We start from the raw sequence: 18,518 nt of genomic DNA, 5'->3' as shown, positions 1-18,518 counted from the left end.
GGCCACCCGTGCTCGCACGCCGTCGCCTCCTCTCGCTCGCCCTGGCGGGGCTCGGCCTCGCCGGGGTGGCGGGTGCCCCCGGGCCGGTGCTGGCGCACCGGGCCAAGGCGGCGCTCACCACCATCGCCTGGAATCCGCGCAGCGGGACGCTGGAGGTGGTCCACCGCCTGCACGCCCATGATGCGGAGATCGCGCTCAACCGGGTGGAGAAGGTGGCGGCCCCGGACCTTGCCGACCTGAAGACCCGGGCGATCCTCGCCCTCTATGTGGAGAAGAATTTCGCGCTGGCGGATGCGGCCGGTGCGCCGCTGGCCCTGACGCTGGTCGGCGCCGAGGTGGAGATGGACCATGTCTATGTCTACCAGGAGCTGGCGCTTCCGGCGCCGCCGGCGGAACTGGCGGTGCGCGATACCATCATGCTGGATGTCTTCTCCGACCAGCTCAACCAGGTGAACATCGACTTTTCGGCAGACGGCACCGGCGGCGTCCGCACCCTGATGTTCCGCGGCACGGACGACTGGAAGACGGCCAAGCGCGGCTGACCGGCCGGGTCCGGGCTCCCGCCGGCCGCAGGTTCAGGGAGCCGCGGTCGCCGGGGCAGGCGGGCTGGCCGCCGCCACTTCCCGCGGGGCCAGCAGCAGATACATGGCCGGCGTCACCAGCCGCGACAGGAAGGTGGAGGAGACGAGACCGCCGATGATGACGACGGCCAACGGCGAGTAGAGGCCGGACTCCTCCAGCGCCAGCGGCAGCAGCCCCCCGATGGCGGTGGCGGAGGTCAGCAGCACCGGCAGGAAGCGGACCTCTCCCGCCTGCTCGATGGCCTGCTTCAGCGGCACGCCGGCGCGGCGGAGCTGGGTCGTGAAGTCCACCAGCAGGATGGAGTTCTTGATCTCGATGCCGATCAGGGCGACGAAGCCGATCATCGCCGTGAAGCTCAGCGTGTAGCCGGCGACATGGAGGGCGACAAGGCCGCCGACGATTCCCAGCGGGATCACCCCCGCCACCACGGCGGAGGCGGAGAAACTGCGGAACTCCAGGATCAGCACGGCGACGATGCCGAAGACGGCGATCAGGATGGCGCTGGACAGGCCGGCGAAGCTGCGGGCCCGCGCCTCCGCCTCGCCGCCGGCCGTGATGCGGTAGCCGGGCGGCAGCGGGATTTCCGCCACCGCAGCCATGACGGCTCTGGTCACCTGGTCGGTGTTGTGGCCCGTCGCCGTGTAGGCGGTGACCGTGACGGCGCGTTCGCGGTTGTAGCGGTCGATGCGGGCCGGGCCGGATTCGAAGCGCGGGTCGGTGACCGCGGCCAGCGGGGTGGCGCCGCCGGCTGCCGGTACGTAGATCTCGCCCAGCGTCTCCAGCTCGTGCCGCTCCCCCAGCGGCAGGCGTAGAACCACCGGGAAGGCGTCGCCGTCGCTCTCCCGGAACAGGGCCACCTGCTCGCCGGACAGGGCCAGCCGCACGGCGCGGTCGATGGCGCCGGCCGGTACGCCCAGGACGCCGGCCTTCTCCAGGTCCACGCCCAGGTTCAGGTCGGTCCGGTTCAGCCGCACCGGGTTGACGATGTCGCGCGTTCCCGGGGTCCGTTCCATTGCGGCGGTGACCCGGCCCGCGATCTCCTTCAGCACGTCCAGTTCGGGGCCCAGCACGCGGATGGCGACGGGCGCTTCGATCGGCGGGCCGTTCTCGAAGGCGCGCACGATGATCTGGGCGCCGGGATAGCGGGCCAGCCGGGTCCGCAGTCCGTCCAGCACGGCCACCCCCGCCTCGCCCTGCCAGCTCTCCAGCCCGACCAGGACGGAGCCGTGGGTCGGGTCCTCCTCGCGCGGCTGCACGTTGTAGTAGACCCGCGGATTGCCGTGGCCGACATTGCCCATGAACCACGCCACCTCCGGCGTCGCCCGCAGCTCCGCCTCCACGAAGTCCACCGCCGCCTGCGTGGCGGCGCGGGAGGCGCCGTCGGGCAGATCCACTTCGACCAGGAACTGCGGCGTGCCGGCCGGCGGGAACAGGCTGAAGCCGATCCGCGGCACCAGCAGCAGCGACGCCGCGAACAGGCCCGCCGCCAGCAGCACGGTCAGGCCGGGCCGTTCCAGCGCCCGGTGCAGCAGCGGCCGGTAGACCGTGTGGATGGCCGCCATGACGGCGCGCAGGGCGCGGTTGCCCTCCGGGTCGCCGTGCCGGCTCAGCATCCGGCCGGCCAGGAACGGGATGATGCTCAGGGCCACGAACAGCGACGCCGCCACCGTCACCAGCACCGCCACCGGCAGCGATTTGATGAACTTGCCCGACCCCTCCGGCAGGAACATCAGCGGCAGGAAGGCCAGCATCAGCGTGGCGGTGCAGCCCAGCACGGCCACGGCGATCTGCCGTGTCCCCTCGATCGCCGCCTGTTCGCGCGGGCGTCCCAGGCGCAGGTGGCGGGCGATGTTCTCCGTCACCACGATGCTGTCGTCCACCAGCAGGCCGAGCGACAGCACGAAGCCCGCGATGGTGAGCTGGTTCAGCGAGAAGCCCGCCGCCTGCAACAGAGTCAGCCCGATGGCGAGCGACAGCGGGATCGCCAGCATGACGACCAGGGAGGCACGCAGCCCCAGCGGCACCAGGGTCACCAGGACCAGGGCCAGTGCGATGCCGAAATCCTTGAACAGGCGCGACAGGCGGTGCGCGACGTTGACGGACTGGTCGAAGCCCCGCTCGATCCGGATGGTGTCGGGCAGGGTCGCCGCGAAGCCCCCCAGCGCCGCGTCCAGCCGCGCCGTCAGATCGAAGATGTTCTGGCCCGGCTTCATGTTGGCGGTGACCAGGACGGCGCGCCGGCCGTTGAAGCGGGTGACGTGGCTGGGCTCGTCGCCTGCCCAGGACACCGCGGCCACGTCGTGCACCTTGACGACGCGGCCGTCGGCGGCACGCACCGTCGTCTCCCCGATGTCCGCCAGACTGCGGAAATCGCCCGTCGCCTTGACATTGAAGCGGCGCTCGCCGGAATGCACGGCCCCCAGGGGCAGTGCTGCCCCTTCCGCCTTCAGCGCCTCGGCCAGGGCGGAGACGGGGATGCCCAGCGCGGCCAGCCGGCCGAGATCGACGGCGACCCGCACCTCCGTCCGGGCCTCGCCCCAGACCTCCGTCTCGCGGATGCCGGGGATGCGGTCGATGATGTCCTTCAGGTCGGTCGCCCGCTCCTCCAGCTCGCGGTCGCTGGCGCGGTCGCTGACCAGCGCGACCTGGGCGAAGTTGGTCAGGCTGGTTTCGACCTTCTTCACCTCCAGCCGGACAAGCCCGTCGGGCAGGCTCGGCCGCAGGGCGTTTACCTCGCGCACGACCTGGTCGTACTTGCGCTCCGGCTCGCTGTTCCAGTCGAACTCGACATGGATGACGGTGCTGCCGTCGCGCGTGCGGGAGGTGATCTTGATGACGTCGTCCAGCCCGTCGAGCGCATCCTCCAGCGGATCCGTCACCTGTTCTTCCATGTCCAGCGGGTCGGCGCCCGGCAGCACGGCGATGACGTTGAAGATCGGGGTGGGGAAGTCCGGGTCCTCGGCCCGCGGGATGGAGAGGAACGCCCCCACCCCCATGGCCGCCAGCATGGCGAACAGCACCAGCATGAACTGCCACTGCCGGACAGCGAAGCCGACGATCCCGGACATGGCGGCCTCAGCGGTCGATGGTGGCGGTCTGCGGTCCGGCGACCGTCACCGGATCGCCGGGCCGGAGATAGGCCGCCCCCGTCGCCACCACCTGCTCGCCGGGGGCGAGCCCGCCCGCGATCAGGGTGAAGGGGCCGTCCAGCCCGGCGACGGTCAGCATCCGCCGCGACACCCGGCCGGTCTCCGGGTCCAGCACATAGACCGTCGCCTCCATGCCGAAACCTTCCAGGATGGCGGAGGAGGGGATGGCCAGCAGGCCGGCATCCGCCCCCGCCACCGGGGCGATCCGCACCCCGACGATGCGGCCGCTGGACAGCCGCTCCGGTGCCGGGTCCAGGGCCAGCTCGACATCGAAGACACCCGTGCCGGGGCTGCTCTTGGCAGCGATGCGGTCCACCGTCGCCGGCAGCGTGCGCCCGTCCAGCAGCACCTCCGCCGCATTGCCGGGGGCGATCCGGCCGATGTCGCGGTCGGCCAGCCCGACCCGCACGATCAGCCCGCTGCCGCGGTCGCCCAGGATCAGCACCGGCGCGCCGGCCGGCACGATCTCCCCCGGCTCCACCGGGCGGGACAGCACCACGCCGTCGGCGGGGGCGGTGATCTCCGACAGGCTGCGGTTGAAGGCCACGGCGTCGCGCCGGGCCTTCGCGGCCTGCAACGAGGTCCGCGCCGTCTCGATCCGCGACAGCTCGACGAAGCCCTTCTCCAGCAGCGGCTCCAGCCGGTCCAGGTCCTGCCGGGCCCGGGTCACCGCCGCTTCCGCCTCGCGGAGCTGGGCCGACACTTCCGCCTGGTCCAGGAGCGCCAGCCGCGTGCCCTTGCGGACGCTGTCGGCCACGTCCACGCTGATTGCGGCGATGCGGCCGGAAACCTTGAAGGAGAGCGGTAGTTCGCGCTTGTAGGCGAGGGTGCCGGTGCCGCGGACGAGACTGGCGCCCGGGGCTGGAACCGCCTCCGCCACGGTGACCACGACGGGGGCCGGGCCGACCGCGGCCTCCCCGGCTTCCGGCCGGCCGCAGCCGGTCAGCAGCGGCACCGCGAGCACCAGGGCGGTGAGGGCGAGGGGGACGGGGAGCAGCGGCGCGCGTACCATGGCACCCTCGACCTGACAGTGTTAAGTTTACGGCGTTAGGTTAGCGTCATCCAGGGGTTCGTCAATGGCTTTGCGGAAGCTTCACGCAAAAAGGGGGGAAGCGGGCATGACGGAGGAGGCGGGGCCGTCCGGGAGCGAGCGTCCCGGCGGGCGCACCCAGCGTCTGCCCGCCGCCGAACGGCGGGCACAGATCCTCCGGGTGGCGCGCGACCTGTTCGTGCAGGAGGGGATCGAGCGAACGTCCCTGCGGCGCATCGCGGACGGTGCCGGGATCACGCCGACAGCCATCTACGACCATTTCGCGGACAAGCAGGATCTGCTTGCGGCCATCGCCGGCGACTTCCTGGACGGGCTGATCGTCGCCATGCAGGAGGAACCGGCCGATCCGGCCGATCCTCTGGACCGACTGCGGGCGCTGGGCCGCGGCTATGTCCGCTACGGTGCCGGGCATCCGCATGAATACCGGCTGGTGTTCATGACGACGCTGCCCGCCTTCTCTCCTGTGCCGGGTCATCGCGCCCCGCCGGACGCCGATCCGGTCTGTCCACCCAACAAGGGCATGCAGTCCTTCGGCGTGCTGGAGGCGGAGATCGCCCGGCTGCTGGAGCTTGGTCTGCTGGTCCCCGGCAACCGCCATGCCTATGCCGACGCCCTCTGGGCCACGATGCACGGGATCGTGTCGCTGCTGATCACGCACGCGCATTTCAACTGGACGCCCGTCGACGAGCTGGTCGCCACGGCGACCGACATGCTGCTGTGCGGGATCAGTGTCCCGGGCCGCCGCATCTGAAGGGCAGGACGGCCCCCCTGGCGCTCCGCTGCGAGTAAGGGCGTTATAGTCAATGACCATGAGGGGATTCTGTTGTAACGGCTGCTCATCCTCCGCCGATGGGGACCGGCAATTTACCTTTTCCCCTCTCCGGACGCCGTGTATCGTTTCGATTGAATGTCGGGTCCTTTCCCTTTTCCGCTCACTGCCGGAAAGGGTGTCTGCCGCGGCCCGCTCCGCTGCGCAGGCGTTTTCCGGGGCGGGGCAGTATCCTCAGGGTGTCCGGTTCAATCCGACGCCGGGCTGCGTCGGTTTCTGGCAGGCGCGCCATGGATGATTTCAGACAGGCCCTCTATGAAGGGGTGCTGGTCGCGTTCGGCAAGGCGATGGCGAGGTTCGACGGTTTCGCGCAGGCAGAGGTCATGCGCGACGTCGGCCGGGAACTCATCGAATACCTCAACAGAAAGGGCCTGGGCTTCAAGGAAACCGGCTCCGTTTCGGATCTGGATGTCCTGATCCGGCTGTTCGTCGCCAACGGCTTCGCCGAGGGCGTGGAGATCGTGCCGGCCGACCGGGGCAGTACCTATGTCTGGCGGAAGCTCTACGGCGCCCCGGCCTATGCCGAACTGCACCGCTTCTCGGACAATCCGTTCCTGGCCTGTCCGCTCAATCTCTGCCTCTACGATCTGGCCGAACGACTCGGCGTCCGGATGCTTCTGCACCGCAAGGCTTTCGGTCCCGGCTGCCATGTCGTCGAATCCCAGTACGAGATCGTTCCCAGGCCGCCGGAGGGGGAGGAACGGGACCAGCTCGTCGTCCACAGCGCGACCCTGGTCGAGCAGGCGCGTCAGCGCGAGGCCGAGCGGAGCCGGTTCCTCGCGCATGCCAGCCACGATCTGCGCCAGCCGGTGCAGGCGGTCTCCATCTTCACCGAACTGCTGACGCAGCGGCTGGCGGGAACGGAGCACGAAGGCACGGTCGACAAGCTCCAGCAGGCGGTCGCGGCGACGCAGAACCTGCTGAACGCCCTGCTCGACGCGGCCGTGCTCGATTCCGGTCAGGTCCAGCCGCACGTCTCGGCCTTCCCGCTGGGACCGCTGCTGGCGTCGCTCGCCGATCAGGTGCGGGATGAAGCGGCGGCGAAGCGGCTCAGCCTCCGCGTCGTTCCCACGTCGGCGTGGGTGGTCAGCGATCCGGTCCTGCTGGAGCGGCTGCTGCGCAACCTGCTGCTGAACGCCCTGCGCTTCACGTCGTCGGGCGGCGTGTTGCTGGGCTGCCGGCCCCGGGGACGGCAGCTTGCCCTCTGCGTCGTGGACACCGGCATCGGCATTCCGGCCGACAAGCTGAAGGCGGTCTTCGAGGATTTCACCCGCCTGGGGGAGGGGGGCGACGGCAGCAGCCGCGGCTTCGGGCTGGGGCTGGGCGTGGTGCGGCGCATGGCCAGCGTGCTGAACCACGGGATCGAGGTCCGCTCGACGCCCGGCCGCGGCTCGACCTTCGCCGTCCTGGTCCCGCGCTCGGAACCGGTCGGTGCGCCCGCCGCGGTCAGTCCCGCTCCGTCAGACGGGCCGCATGCCAGCGCAGATGGTCCTCCATGAAGCTGGCGATGAAATAGTAGCTGTGGTCGTAGCCCGGCTGCCGCCGCAGGGTCAGCGGGATGCCGGCGCCGGCGCAGGCCGCTTCCAGCAGGTCGGGGCGGAGCTGCGTCTCCAGGAACTGGTCGGCACCGCCCTGGTCCACCAGCAGCGCCTCCAGCCGGTGCCCGTCCTCGATCAGGGCGCAGGCGTCGTAGGCGCGCCAGTCCCGGCGGTCGGGGCCGAGATAGCGGCCCAGCGCCTTCTCCCCCCAGGGGCAGGCCATGGGGGCGGCGATGGGCGCGAAGGCGGAGACGGAGCGGAAACGGCCCGGATTCTTCAGCGCGATGGTCAGGGCGCCATGGCCGCCCATGGAATGGCCGCTGATCCCCTGGCGCCCCGTGTCGGCGGGGAAGGCGGACGCCAGCACCTGCGGCAGCTCCCGCGCGATGTAGCTGTACATCCGGTAGTGCCGTGCCCAGGGGTCCTGTACGGCATCGACATAGAAGCCCGCCCCCAGGCCGAAATCGTAGGCCCCCTGCGGGTCGTCGGGCACGCCGTCGCCACGCGGGCTGGTGTCGGGGGCGACCAGCATCAGGCCCAGCTCCGCCGCCACCCGCTGCGCCCCGGCCTTCACGGTGAAGTTCTCCTCCGTGCAGGTCAGCCCGGACAGGAACCAGAGCACGGGGACGGGCCCGTGCTCCGCCTGCGGCGGGACGAAGACGGAGAAGCGCATGGGCGTCCCCGTCTCGGCGGAGACATGGCGGTGGATGCCCTGGATGCCGCCGAAGCAGCGGTGGCGGCTGATGGTCTCTACGGTCATGCTCGCGCCGGTCATGGCCTGCCTGTTGGTTGCCGGGTCCCCGGGGGTGCCGCCGTCAGTAGACGACGACGGAGCGGATGCTCTCGCCGTGGTGCATCAGCTCGAAGCCGTCGTTGATCTTCTCCAGCGGCATGGTGTGGGTGATCAGGTCGTCGATGTTGATCTTCCCCTCCATGTACCAGTCGACGATCTTCGGCACGTCCGTCCGGCCGCGCGCGCCGCCGAAGGCGGAGCCCTTCCAGACGCGTCCGGTGACGAGCTGGAACGGCCTGGTCGAGATCTCGGCCCCCGCCGGGGCGACGCCGATGATGATGGACTGGCCCCAGCCGCGGTGACAGCACTCCAGCGCCTGCCGCATCACCTGCACGTTGCCGGTGCAGTCGAAGCTGTAGTCGGCACCGCCGCCGGTCAGGTCCATGACCGCCTGCACGACCTTGTCGCGGCCGACCTCGTCGGGGTTGACGAAGTGGGTCATGCCGAACGCCTCGGCCATCGCCCGCTTGGCCGGGTTGATGTCGATCCCGATGATCCTGTCGGCCCCGACCATGCGGGCGCCCTGGATCACGTTCAGTCCGATGCCGCCCAGGCCGAAGACGGCGACGCTGGCCCCCGGCTCCACCTTGGCCGTGTAGATGACGGCGCCGATGCCGGTGGTCACGCCGCAGCCGATGTAGCAGACCTTGTCGAAGGGCGCGTCCGGCCGGATCTTCGCCACCGCGATCTCCGGCAGCACCGTGAAGTTGGAGAAGGTGGAACAGCCCATGTAGTGGAACAGGGGCTCCCCGTTCCGGCTGAACCGGCTGGTACCGTCGGGCATCACCCCCTTGCCCTGCGTCGTGCGGATCGCGGTGCAGAGGTTGGACTTGCGCGACAGGCAGGTCTTGCACTGCCGGCACTCGGGCGTATAGAGCGGGATCACATGGTCGCCCACGGCGACGGAGGTGACGCCGGGTCCGATCTCGCGGACGATGCCGGCCCCCTCATGCCCCAGGATGGAGGGGAAGACGCCTTCGGAATCCTGGCCCGACAGGGTATAGGCGTCGGTGTGGCAGATGCCTGTCGCCATCACCTCGACCAGCACCTCCCCGACCTTGGGGCCGGCCAGATCGACCTCCATGATCTCCAGCGGCTTCCCGGCCGCGACCGCGACGGCGGCTCGTGTCTTCATGATCCCTCCCCGGTGTTTCCGGTCCCGGCCGTTCCGCGGCCGGATTGCGTTGCCACTGTTGTCCCGCGCTCGGGCGGCGGGGCCGCATCCTAGCAGAGGCGGACCGGAATGCGACCCCGGAACCGGCGGCGCGCATCGGTCGCGGCGGAACGGCGGTGAAGCGGCCGGCGGACATGGTATAGATGACACGACGTGAAGCAGGAGACAGGGGATGCATGTTTCGGCAATCCTGACGGTCATCGGCCGGGACCGGCCCGGTCTGACCCAGGCGCTGGCGGACGTCGTGGCGGAAACGGGCGGCAACTGGGGCGACAGCCAGTTGGCCCGGCTCGGCGGCCACTATGTCGGGTCCGTGCTGGTGGAACTGCCGGCCGGCGGACTGCCGGCGCTGGAGCAGGCGCTGCGGTGCCTGCCCGACGACCTGACCGTCACCCTCGTGGAGGTGACGCCGGAGCCCCACCCGCCGGAGGGCAGCCGCTTCTCTGTGAGCCTGGTCGGGCAGGACCGCCAGGGCATCCTGCGGGAAGTGACGTCCGTCCTGGCCGAAATGGGGGTGAACATCGAGAGCCTGGAGACGGGGCTGGAGCACGAGGCCTGGACGGGCCAGAAGCTGTTCCGCGCCGATGTGCAGATCTTCGTGCCGGCCAGCCTGCCGCTGGAGGTGGTCGCCGACGCGCTGGAGCACATCTCCGGCGAGATCATGGTGGACATCAACCTGTCCGAGGCGCTGCGCTGACGGCCGCCCGCGGGGTGCGCCGGGTCAGTCCGGCGCCCCGCTCCGGGTCCGCCGCACCGCATCCTGCCAGCCGGCCAGCAGGGCCGTGCGGGTGGAGGTCGGCATCGCCGGGTCGAAGCGCCGGTCGCGCCGCCAGACCCTGGTGAACTCGGCGAAGTCGCCGTAGAGGCCGGCCTTGCGGCCCGCCAGATAGGCGGCCCCCAGGGCCGTCGTCTCCATCACCACCGGGCGGTCCACCGGCAGGTCCAGCAGGTCGGCCAGGAACTGCACCATCCAGCCGTTGGCGACCATGCCGCCGTCCACCCGCAGCGCCGCGGGCGTGGCCCCGTCCTCGCGCATCGCCGCCAGCAGGTCGCAGGTCTGGTAGCAGGACGCCTCAAGCGCGGCGCGGGCGAGATGGGCGCGGCCGCTGGCGCGGGTCAGGCCGGTCAGGGTGCCGCGGGCCGCGGCGTCCCAGTGCGGCGCGCCCAGGCCGGTGAAGGCCGGCACCATGTAGACGCCGCCATTGTCCGGCAGGCCGGCGGCCAGCGCCTCCGTCTCCGCCGCCGTGCGGACGATCCCCAGCCCGTCGCGCAGCCACTGCACCGCCGCCCCGGCGATGAAGATGGAGCCCTCCAGCGCATAGTCGGTGCGGCCGTCGATGCGGTAGGCGATGGTCGTCAGCAGCCGGTGCCGGCTCGGCACGGGCGTCGCGCCCGTGTTGACCACGACGAAGCAGCCGGTGCCGTAGGTGCTCTTGATCGTGCCGGGCTCGAAGCAGCACTGGCCGATGGTGGCGCCCTGCTGATCGCCGACCAGCCCCAGGACCGGAAGCGGGCGGCCGAACAGGGCCGGGTCCGTCTGGCCGAAGCTGTCGGCGCTGTCCTTCACCTCGGGCAGCAGGGCGGCGGGCACCCGGAACAGGCGCAGCAGCTCGGGGTCCCAGTCCTGTGTATGGATGTTGAACAGGTTGGTGCGGCTGGCGTTGGTCGCGTCGGTGGCATGCACGCGGCCGCCGGTCAGCCGCCAGAGCAGGAAGCTGTCCACCGTGCCGAAGGCCAGATGCCCGTTCTCGGCCCGCATCCGGGCGCCGGAGACATGGTCCAGCAGCCACGCCGCCTTGGTGGCGGAGAAATAGGGGTCCAGCAGCAGGCCGCTGCGGGCCTGCACCATCGTCTCGTTCCCGTCCGCCGCCAGGGCGGCGCAGTCGGCGGCGGTGCGGCGGTCCTGCCAGACGATGGCGTTGTGGATCGGCCGGCCGGTCCGCCGGTCCCAGATCAGCGTCGTCTCGCGCTGGTTGGTCACGCCGATGGCGACGACCCGCGCCCCCTTCGCCTCCGCCGCCTGAAGGGCCTGACGGGACACCTCAAGCGTCGAGCGCCAGATGTCCTCCGGATCGTGCTCGACCCAGCCGTCAGCCGGATAGTGCTGCGGGAACTCCGTCTGCGCCACCGCCAGCACCGAGGCCGCGGCATCGAAGACGATGGCACGGCTGCTGGTGGTGCCCTGGTCGATCGCCAGGATGCAAGGCCTCTCACCCATCGCGTTGCCTCCCCGAATGCCGGCCGGGCGCTGCGGCCCGGCAAATCCCTGACATGTGCCGTGGCCCTGATCAGGCCGCCGCTTCCAGCAGGGAGAGGATCTCCGCATGCAGGGTCGGCGGCAGGGTGATCCCCTCCCGGGCGGCGCGGGCGCGGTTCTCCAGCCGCCGACTGCCCGGCGGCCGCACCCCCGGCTCCCGCGCGAAGGCGGCGATCAGGTCGCCCATGCGGGAGAGGAAGCCGCCCTCCGACGACGGGGCCGGGTCGATCGCCACCAGAGTCTGGCCCAGATCGGGCGGCGGGCCGACATCGTCCAGCAGGCTCGACGCCTCCCAGCCGAAATGGCTGGAGGTGAGCGCCGCCGACAGCACCTCCACCATCAGGGCGAGCGCCGCCCCCTTCGCCCCGCCGATGGGCAGCATGGACCCCTTCAGCGCCGCCGCTGCATCCGTCGTGGGATTGCCGTCCGGGTCCAGCGCCCAGCCCTCCGGGATGGGTTCGCCCACCTGCTGCGCCGCCATCACCTTGCCGCGCGCCACCTGCGACAGGGCCATGTCGATCACGAGCGGCGGCCCCTCCGGCACCGGGGCGGCGATGGCGACGGGGTTGGTGCCGATCATCGGCTGGCGCCCGCCCCAGAAGGCCATGGCCTTGGGCGCGTTGCCCAGCAGCAGCCCGACCAGACCCCGGTCCGCCAGCCGCTCCACCACGGCGCCGGCCTGCCCGAAATGATGGGAACGATGGATGGTGGCCAGCGCGATGCCCTGGCTGCGGGCCAGCGGCGCGATCTCCGCCACGGCCAGATCCAGGGCGGGGTAGGCGAAGCCGTGCGCCGCGTCCACCCGCAGCACGGACGGTGCCAGCTTCCGCACGCTGGGTCTGGCAAAGCCATCGACCTTGCCGTTGCGGCTCTGGGCGGCATAGCAGGGCACGCGCGACAGGCCGTGCCCCTTCTGCCCGTCCGCCTCGGCCTGGACCAGGGCGCGGGCGGTGGCGCGCGCAGTGTCCGGGCTGGTCCGGCAGGCGACCAGGGCGTCCATGGCAAGGCCTTCGGCCTCCTGCAGGGTCATGCGGATCGGACCGCTCATCATGGGCGCTTTCATCTCGGGGGCAGAGTACGGGCGACGGGGGCCGCCGCGTCGGACGACAGGGCCGACGATTGTGCGTCGGCCGGATGCGGCGGTAAAGCGCACAGCGCGGTTCCATCCTCAAGCCGCATCCAGCGCAGGATTCTCTTGTCTGTTGGACCCTAGCCATTATTGTCGGCAAGTCCTTTACCTATCGAAGGAAAGAATGATGCGTGTCGGTGCCTTGCTTTCGGCCTTCCTGCTGGCGCTCGCGGTCGCGTCGCCTGCCCTGTCCCAGGACGCGAAACCCCCGGCCGGCAAGGAGGCGGAGAAGGCGACCGATCTTCCGGAACCCCGGACCTGGAAGGTCGAGCGCAGCGGCACCTTCGCCGGCACGAAGATCGACTACGCCGTCGTGGCCCATGAGACCCGCCTGAAGAACGACAAGGGCGAGCCGGTGGCCGACATGTTCTCCATCGCCTATCTGCGCCAGGGGGTGAAGGACCCCACCCGCCGGCCGGTGACGTTCCTGTTCAACGGCGGTCCCGGCTCGGCCAGCCTGTGGCTGCACATGGGTGTCTTCGGCCCGCGCCGGATCGACGTGCCCAGCGATGGCGGCAACGCCGGCGCGCCGCCCTATCCCATCGTGGACAACGCCCAGACCATCCTGGACGTCACCGATCTGGTCTTCATCGACCCGGTGGGCACCGGCTACAGCCGCGTCGTCGGCAAGGGGGAGGAGAAGGACTTCCTCGGCGTCTCCGAGGATGCGCGCTCCGTCGCCAAGTTCATCCGCCAGTGGCTGAGCGACAACAAGCGCTGGAACTCGCCCAAGTTCCTGGGCGGGGAGAGCTATGGCGCCGTCCGCACGGCCGCCGTGGCGAAGGAACTGAGCAAGGGCGATTCATGGGTGTCGCTGAACGGTCTCCTGCTGATCTCCGGCGCGGTGGATTTCGCCACGCTGGATTTCGGCCGCGGCAATGACGAGGCCTACTGGACCTTCCTGCCGTCCTACGCCGCCAATGCGTGGTATCACGGCAAGGTGCCGAACAAGGGCAACTTCGAAGCGTTCATCGAGGAGGCGCGGCGCTTCGCGCTGGACCGCTACGCCCCGGCCCTGCTGAAGGGCAACCGGCTGACACCGGCCGAACGCGCCGCCATCGTCAAGGAGCTGGCCCGTTTCACCGGCCTTTCGGAGACCTTCATCGACCGCGCCAACCTGCGTGTCAGCGCCGCCCGCTTCCAGAAGGAACTGCTGCGCGACCAGGGCAAGACCATCGGCCGCTTCGACGGTCGCTACACCGGCGACGATTTCGACGACGCCGGGGAGACCTTCGACAACGATCCGTCCTATTACGGCGTGGCCGGTGCCTACACGGTAGCGATCAACGACTACATGGAGCGTGATCTCGGGATCGACATGGACCGGGAGTACAAGGTCCTCGGCTCCATGTGGAACAGGTGGAACTGGTCGGTGGGCGAGAATTCCAGCCGCAACGGCTACATCGACGTCACGCCCTGGATCGGTCAGGCCATGCGCGAGAACAAGGATCTGCGCACCCTGTCCGCCAGCGGCTACTACGATCTGGCGACGCCCTTCTTCGCCAAGGAGAACACGCTCAACAACAACGGCGTCCCGACCGAGCGGGTGACCTTCACCTACTACCAGGGCGGTCACATGATGTACGTGAACAAGCCGGCGCTGGATAAGCTGGTCGACGATGTGCGGAAGTTCATCCAGGCCGGGCTGAAGCAGGAATAGGGGCGGGGGCGCGTTCCCCCGCGAACCAGGCGCCGACGCCCGCCATGGCGTCGGCGTCCAGGTGCAGCCCCAGCCGGGACCGGCGCCACAGCACATCCTCGCCGGTCCTGGCCCATTCCTCGCGGCGGAGGTGGTCCAGTTCCGCCTCCGTCACGCCGCCGAAATCCCGTCCCAGCGCAGCCAGCGAGCGGGCATCGCCCAGCACCCGCGCGATCCGGGTGCCGTAGGCGCGGCAGAGCCGGTGCCGCATTGCCGGCGGCAGAAACGGATAGCGGCGCGCGGTTTCCGCCTCGAAGCGGTCGACGTCACCGTCCGGAATGTCGCCGCCCGGCAGCGTCGCACCCTCCGTCCAGGGGGCAGCCTGCCGACCCAGCCGGGGCATCAGCTTCACCAGCGCATCCTCTGCCAGCCGACGGAAGGTGGTCAGCTTGCCGCCATGAACGGTCAGCAGCGGCGGCCCGTCCTCCTGCCCGTCTGCCGGCCCGTCGAGGTCCAGCGCATAGTCTCGGGTCACCGCCGACGCATCGGCGCTGCCGTCATCATGCAGCGGGCGCACCCCGGCGAAGCTCCAGACCACGTCCGCCGGTGTCGGCGGCCGCTCGAAGTAGTCCGCGACGACGCCGCAGAGATAGGCGGTCTCCTCCGCCGACGCGGTTACCGTCCCGGGATCGCCGGTGACCGGCACGTCGGTCGTGCCGATCAGGCTGAACGCCCCCTCGTAGGGAATGACGAAGACGATGCGGCCGTCGGCGTTCTGAAGGGTATAGGCCTGCTCCCCCTCGTAGAGGCGGGGCACGACGATGTGGCTGCCCTTGACCAGCCGCACCCGGCGCCCGGCCGGCCAACCCAGCAGCGCCTGCACGGACGCGACCCAGGGGCCGGCGGCGTTCACCAGGGCACGGGCCCGCAGCGGCGTCCGCCGGCCGGTTCCGGCATCCTCAAGCTCTGCCTCCCAGACATCGCCGGCCCGGCGGGCGGCGGCAAGGCGGGTCCGGGTCAGGATGCGGGCGCCGCGCTCGGCCGCGTCCAGGGCGGTCAGCACCACCAGCCGCGAATCCTCGACCCAGCAGTCGGAATAGGCGAATCCCAGCCGGAAGGCGGGCCGCAGCGGCACGCCGGCCGGATCGGTGCGCAGGTGCAGCGTCCGCGTCGGCGGCAGGTGCGAGCGGACGCCCGGCCGCCAGCCCAGATGGTCGTAGAGGAACAGTCCCGCCCGCAGCATCCAGGCCGGGCGCAGCCCGTCATGGTGCGGCAGCACGAAGCGCAGGGGCCGGATGATGTGCGGGGCCGAGTGCAGCAGCACCTCCCGCTCCGCCAGGGATTCCCGCACCAGCCGGAACTCCCGGTGCTCCAGGTAGCGCAGGCCGCCATGGATCAGCTTCGAACTGGCCGAGGAGGTCGCGGCGGCCAGATCATCCTGTTCGCACAGCACGACCGACAGGCCGCAGCCGGCCGCGTCGCGGGCAATGCCGGTGCCGTTGATGCCGCCGCCCACCACCAGCAGGTCCACCGGACCGTCCATCCGCCGCCTCCGTCCGTTCCGGGGACCGACAGGCCCCGGGGGAAGTGTGCGGGGCGCGCCGGCCGGGCACAAGCCGCCGGGAGGGTGGGCACGACGGTGATCGTCAGTCCGGGGCGGAACTGCCGCTGCCGGTCAGGCGCTGCCACAGGGAGCGGCGGCGCGGGCGGACGGCGCGCTTGGCGATGTCCAGCTTCTCTTCCAGGTAATCGACCTTGAACAGCAGTCCTTCCCGGTGGCGGCGCACCTCGCCCAGCTCGCGCGCCTCCTCAAGCCGCTGTTCCTGCACCGTCTCCAGGCGCCTCTGCAACTCGTCGATCCGTGCCCGCGCCAGCATCAGCTCACGGGTCAGCCGCTCCACCAGCGGCGCCTCTGCGCCGGGCGCCGGGTCGGAATCGCCGCGCAGGGCGGCGGCCGCCTCCCGCAGGGGCGTCTCCTGGGTTGCCATGCTCACGTCCTCCTGGTCCGCCGGCACGATGGACCAGCGGCGACGTGGGAGGCAACGGCTCCGGCAAGACCCCGCGCGGGGAAATCAGCGAAGACTACCAGTATAGATCGGGGTAGGATGAGAGGAAGGTTCGCATGTCTCAGTCATGCGTCAGGACGATGGCGCCGGGATGCATGGTGGCTGTAGAGCGCGATGCTGGCGGCCACCATGGCATTGAGCGATTCCACCGCCCCCGTTGTCGGAACGGCCAGCCGTTCGACCGGCAGGTCCGGCGGCAGTCCTTGTCCCTCTTCGCCCAGCACCAGCCGCACATCCGCCGGCCAGTCGAAATCCGTCAGGTCGTGTCCGCCCCCGTCCAGCCCGAAGACCGGCCCCGCGATCCCCGCCAGCCCCCGCCAGCCCGGTCCCGTCCGCAGGGACAGCTCGAACTGCGCGTTCGCCGCGGCGCGCAGGCATTTCGGGTGGAAGGGGTGCGCCGCCTCCTCCAGCAGGATCAGGGTCCGGACCCCGAAGGCGGCGGCGCTGCGCATCAGGGCCCCCAGGTTCGCCGGGTCGCCCAGGGCGCAGACCAGTTCCAGCCCCACAGGCGGGGCGGACAGGTCGATCGCCGGCATCGCCGGCACGCTCCCGACCAACAGCGGAAAGCCGGTGCCGGTGACGTCCAGCCGCTCGAACAGGGCGGGCGCCAGCAGCAGCGCCTCGATCCCCGGCGGCAGCGGCAGCGCGTCGATCTGGCCCGGATCGGCCGCCAGCACGGTCCCGAACCGATCCGGGTGGCGCATGAGCGCCTCCGGCACCGTCTTGCGTCCGGCCAGCAGGAAGCGGCCGTGCCGGCGCAGACCCCGCCGGTCCAGCAGCGAGTCCCAGAGCTTGAAGCCGGGGTTCTGCGGACTCTCGATCAGGCGGTAGCGGTCGCGGCGCATCTTTCGCTTCCAGGCGGGCACGGATTTCCGGCACCCTGCCGGGAGCGGCGGCGGAAGGCGAGCGGAAATCGCGCCCGTGCCCCTGGCCCCGCCCCTCCCGGGGATTAAAGCCGGCGCCCGTGCGTTCGTGATCCATCATTCCTTCCGGAGGCCGGCCGCTGAGATGCCCAGCAACCCGTTCGAGGACCAGCTCGCCGAACAGATCGCAGCCCTCAGGCGCTATGCGCTGGTCCTGACCCGGAGCCGGACGGAGGCGGAAGATCTGGTGCAGGACTGCCTCGCCAAGGCGCTGTCCTGCGCGGACCAGTGGCAGCCCGGCACGGATCTGCGCGCCTGGCTGTTCCGCATCCTCTACACCTGCCATGTCAGTCTCCTGCGCAAGCAGCAGGTGCGGGCCCGGGCGCAGCAGGGGGAGGTGCCGGAGACGTCCGCCGATCCCGAACAGCCCCGCCGGCTGGAGGTGAAGCGTGTCCTGTCCGCGCTGGACCGGCTGCCGGCGGCGCAGCGGGAGGCCATCGTGCTGGTCGCCCTGGAGGACATGAAGTACGAGGACGCGGCGCGCCGGCTGGGCATTCCGGTCGGTACGCTGATGTCCCGTCTCGCCCGCGGGCGGGAGGCCCTGCGGCGGCTTATGGATGAGGGGGTGCGGCCCCGGCTGCGCCTTGTGGGGGGCAAGTCATGACCGACCAGATCGACGAGATCGACGAGTTCGACCTGCACGCTTACCTCGACGGGCAGCTCGAACCCCGGCGGGAAGCCGCCGTCCGGGCCTTTATCGAGGCGAACCCCGCAACGCGCGAGCGGATGCGGGCCTATGCCGAGCAGATGCTGCTGCTGCGCATGTCCCAGGCGGAAGGGGAGGCGGACGGACGGGAGGCCGCGGCGCTGCCGGTGATGCGGCATCTGCTGGCGCGCTGGCAGCGCTCCCGCCCGCGCGAGCGGGCGCTGCGGGCCGCGGTGGGGCTGTTGCTGTTCGGGGCGGGCTGGATCGCGGCGGAACTGTCCGACCGCATGCCCGCGCTGGTCCTGCCGGCCTATGCGCAGGATGCCCTGGCCGTCCATGAGGCGCTGGGCGGTGCTGATGCAAAGGTGATCGAGGCGGCCGGTGTCCGCCAGGAGGAGGTGTCGCGCTGGCTCTCCGCCCGTATGGGCGAGCCGGTGAAGCTTCCCGAGTTGCACATGATCGGGCTCCGCCTCGTGGGGGCGACGCTGGAGGACGGGGACCAGGGCATGTCCGGCATGCTGGTCTACGAGGACCGGACCGGCCGCCGGGTCACGCTCGCCATGGTGCCGGAGGAATCGGCCGGTCCCGACCAGCTCGAACTCAGTGAGGTCCACGGCTATGTCGTCGGCTGCTGGCGCGGCAAGAACTTCGCCTATGCGCTGGTCGCCCGGACCTCGGAGACCCAGGTCGCCCAGATCGCGGCCGCCTTCGGCAGCTCCCGGTAGCTCCTGGGGCGGGGCGG

The 18,518-nt window shown here is 70.9% G+C and carries 16 protein-coding genes; 7 read left to right on the top strand and 9 right to left on the bottom strand.

The genetic code is table 11. The features are described 5' to 3' along the window. Positions 1-8 precede the first annotated feature (8 nt). Positions 9-542, top strand: a complete 534-nt coding sequence (locus RC1_RS01280; RefSeq protein WP_012565514.1) for a DUF6702 family protein — start codon at positions 9-11, stop codon at positions 540-542. Positions 543-575: 33 nt separating this feature from the next. Here the strand turns inward: RC1_RS01280 and RC1_RS01275 are convergent, their stop codons facing one another. Both RC1_RS01275 and RC1_RS01270 read right to left on the bottom strand, forming a co-directional pair. Further along, a complete protein-coding gene (locus tag RC1_RS01275; protein WP_012565513.1) occupies positions 576-3,650 on the bottom strand; it encodes an efflux RND transporter permease subunit in 3,075 nt (1,024 codons plus the stop codon). 7 nt (positions 3,651-3,657) lie between these two features. Continuing rightward, positions 3,658-4,743 (bottom strand): efflux RND transporter periplasmic adaptor subunit, encoded by a 1,086-nt coding sequence (locus RC1_RS01270; RefSeq protein WP_012565512.1) that lies wholly within the window; start codon positions 4,741-4,743, stop codon positions 3,658-3,660. 106 nt (positions 4,744-4,849) lie between these two features. On the opposite strand from RC1_RS01270, the gene RC1_RS01265 reads away from it, so the two are divergent. Next, a complete protein-coding gene (locus tag RC1_RS01265) occupies positions 4,850-5,533 on the top strand; it encodes a TetR/AcrR family transcriptional regulator (protein WP_012565511.1) in 684 nt (227 codons plus the stop codon). 308 nt (positions 5,534-5,841) lie between these two features. After that, positions 5,842-7,110 (top strand): sensor histidine kinase, encoded by a 1,269-nt coding sequence (locus RC1_RS19770; RefSeq protein WP_012565510.1) that lies wholly within the window; start codon positions 5,842-5,844, stop codon positions 7,108-7,110. Here RC1_RS19770 and fghA read toward each other — a convergent pair. Both fghA and RC1_RS01250 read right to left on the bottom strand, forming a co-directional pair. Beyond that, positions 7,058-7,909, bottom strand: coding sequence for an S-formylglutathione hydrolase (gene fghA, locus RC1_RS01255; protein ID WP_041785754.1), 852 nt, complete (start codon positions 7,907-7,909; stop codon positions 7,058-7,060). The genes RC1_RS19770 and fghA overlap by 53 nt on opposite strands. Before the next feature lie 55 nt (positions 7,910-7,964). Continuing rightward, a complete protein-coding gene (locus RC1_RS01250) occupies positions 7,965-9,077 on the bottom strand; it encodes an S-(hydroxymethyl)glutathione dehydrogenase/class III alcohol dehydrogenase (RefSeq protein WP_012565509.1) in 1,113 nt (370 codons plus the stop codon). Positions 9,078-9,288: 211 nt separating this feature from the next. On the opposite strand from RC1_RS01250, the gene RC1_RS01245 reads away from it, so the two are divergent. Continuing rightward, a complete protein-coding gene (locus RC1_RS01245; RefSeq protein WP_012565508.1) occupies positions 9,289-9,813 on the top strand; it encodes a glycine cleavage system transcriptional repressor in 525 nt (174 codons plus the stop codon). 24 nt (positions 9,814-9,837) lie between these two features. On the opposite strand, the gene glpK is transcribed toward RC1_RS01245, so the two are convergent. Together glpK and RC1_RS01235 are read right to left on the bottom strand one after the other, a co-directional pair. Further along, positions 9,838-11,334: a glycerol kinase GlpK gene (gene glpK, locus RC1_RS01240; protein WP_012565507.1), complete on the bottom strand. Its 1,497-nt coding sequence runs from the start codon at positions 11,332-11,334 to the stop codon at positions 9,838-9,840. A 70-nt stretch (positions 11,335-11,404) separates the two neighbouring features. Next, positions 11,405-12,424 (bottom strand): Ldh family oxidoreductase, encoded by a 1,020-nt coding sequence (locus RC1_RS01235; protein ID WP_012565506.1) that lies wholly within the window; start codon positions 12,422-12,424, stop codon positions 11,405-11,407. A 202-nt stretch (positions 12,425-12,626) separates the two neighbouring features. Here RC1_RS01235 and RC1_RS01230 point away from each other — a divergent pair, with 202 nt between their 5' ends. After that, complete coding sequence (locus RC1_RS01230) at positions 12,627-14,162, top strand: S10 family peptidase (protein ID WP_012565505.1); 1,536 nt, start codon at positions 12,627-12,629, stop codon at positions 14,160-14,162. Here the strand turns inward: RC1_RS01230 and glpD are convergent. From glpD to RC1_RS01215, 3 genes are all read right to left on the bottom strand, one after another. Beyond that, a complete protein-coding gene (gene glpD / locus RC1_RS01225) occupies positions 14,134-15,684 on the bottom strand; it encodes a glycerol-3-phosphate dehydrogenase (protein ID WP_012565504.1) in 1,551 nt (516 codons plus the stop codon). The two genes, RC1_RS01230 and glpD, sit on opposite strands and share 29 nt — an antisense overlap. Positions 15,685-15,787: 103 nt before the next feature. Then, complete coding sequence (locus RC1_RS01220) at positions 15,788-16,129, bottom strand: hypothetical protein (protein WP_012565503.1); 342 nt, start codon at positions 16,127-16,129, stop codon at positions 15,788-15,790. 143 nt (positions 16,130-16,272) lie between these two features. Further along, positions 16,273-17,052: a TrmH family RNA methyltransferase gene (locus RC1_RS01215; RefSeq protein ID WP_012565502.1), complete on the bottom strand. Its 780-nt coding sequence runs from the start codon at positions 17,050-17,052 to the stop codon at positions 16,273-16,275. A 163-nt stretch (positions 17,053-17,215) separates the two neighbouring features. On the opposite strand from RC1_RS01215, the gene RC1_RS01210 reads away from it, so the two are divergent. Together RC1_RS01210 and RC1_RS01205 are read left to right on the top strand one after the other, a co-directional pair. Beyond that, positions 17,216-17,734: a sigma-70 family RNA polymerase sigma factor gene (locus tag RC1_RS01210; RefSeq protein ID WP_012565501.1), complete on the top strand. Its 519-nt coding sequence runs from the start codon at positions 17,216-17,218 to the stop codon at positions 17,732-17,734. Beyond that, complete coding sequence (locus RC1_RS01205) at positions 17,731-18,501, top strand: anti-sigma factor family protein (RefSeq protein WP_012565500.1); 771 nt, start codon at positions 17,731-17,733, stop codon at positions 18,499-18,501. Before RC1_RS01210 ends, RC1_RS01205 begins: the two co-directional genes overlap by 4 nt. Positions 18,502-18,518 lie beyond the last annotated feature (17 nt).

The organism is Rhodospirillum centenum SW (assembly GCF_000016185.1).
Classification (GTDB): Bacteria; Pseudomonadota; Alphaproteobacteria; order Azospirillales; family Azospirillaceae; genus Rhodocista; species Rhodocista centena.
This window is presented reverse-complemented; position numbering and strand designations above follow the sequence as displayed.

Excerpts from the sequence above, each read along its gene's own strand:
- RC1_RS01220 (WP_012565503.1), bottom strand. The coding sequence starts at position 16,129 with ATGGCAACCCAGGAGACGCCCCTGCGGGAGGCGGCCGCCGCCCTGCGC.
- fghA (WP_041785754.1), bottom strand. The coding sequence starts at position 7,909 with ATGACCGTAGAGACCATCAGCCGCCACCGCTGCTTCGGCGGCATCCAG.
- RC1_RS01245 (WP_012565508.1), top strand. The coding sequence starts at position 9,289 with ATGCATGTTTCGGCAATCCTGACGGTCATCGGCCGGGACCGGCCCGGT.
- RC1_RS01210 (WP_012565501.1), top strand. The coding sequence starts at position 17,216 with ATGCCCAGCAACCCGTTCGAGGACCAGCTCGCCGAACAGATCGCAGCC.
- RC1_RS01205 (WP_012565500.1), top strand. The coding sequence starts at position 17,731 with ATGACCGACCAGATCGACGAGATCGACGAGTTCGACCTGCACGCTTAC.
- glpD (WP_012565504.1), bottom strand. The coding sequence starts at position 15,684 with ATGGACGGTCCGGTGGACCTGCTGGTGGTGGGCGGCGGCATCAACGGC.
- RC1_RS19770 (WP_012565510.1), top strand. The coding sequence starts at position 5,842 with ATGGATGATTTCAGACAGGCCCTCTATGAAGGGGTGCTGGTCGCGTTC.
- RC1_RS01275 (WP_012565513.1), bottom strand. The coding sequence starts at position 3,650 with ATGTCCGGGATCGTCGGCTTCGCTGTCCGGCAGTGGCAGTTCATGCTG.
- RC1_RS01215 (WP_012565502.1), bottom strand. The coding sequence starts at position 17,052 with ATGCGCCGCGACCGCTACCGCCTGATCGAGAGTCCGCAGAACCCCGGC.
- RC1_RS01265 (WP_012565511.1), top strand. The coding sequence starts at position 4,850 with ATGACGGAGGAGGCGGGGCCGTCCGGGAGCGAGCGTCCCGGCGGGCGC.
- glpK (WP_012565507.1), bottom strand. The coding sequence starts at position 11,334 with ATGGGTGAGAGGCCTTGCATCCTGGCGATCGACCAGGGCACCACCAGC.
- RC1_RS01230 (WP_012565505.1), top strand. The coding sequence starts at position 12,627 with ATGATGCGTGTCGGTGCCTTGCTTTCGGCCTTCCTGCTGGCGCTCGCG.
- RC1_RS01250 (WP_012565509.1), bottom strand. The coding sequence starts at position 9,077 with ATGAAGACACGAGCCGCCGTCGCGGTCGCGGCCGGGAAGCCGCTGGAG.
- RC1_RS01235 (WP_012565506.1), bottom strand. The coding sequence starts at position 12,424 with ATGATGAGCGGTCCGATCCGCATGACCCTGCAGGAGGCCGAAGGCCTT.
- RC1_RS01270 (WP_012565512.1), bottom strand. The coding sequence starts at position 4,743 with ATGGTACGCGCGCCGCTGCTCCCCGTCCCCCTCGCCCTCACCGCCCTG.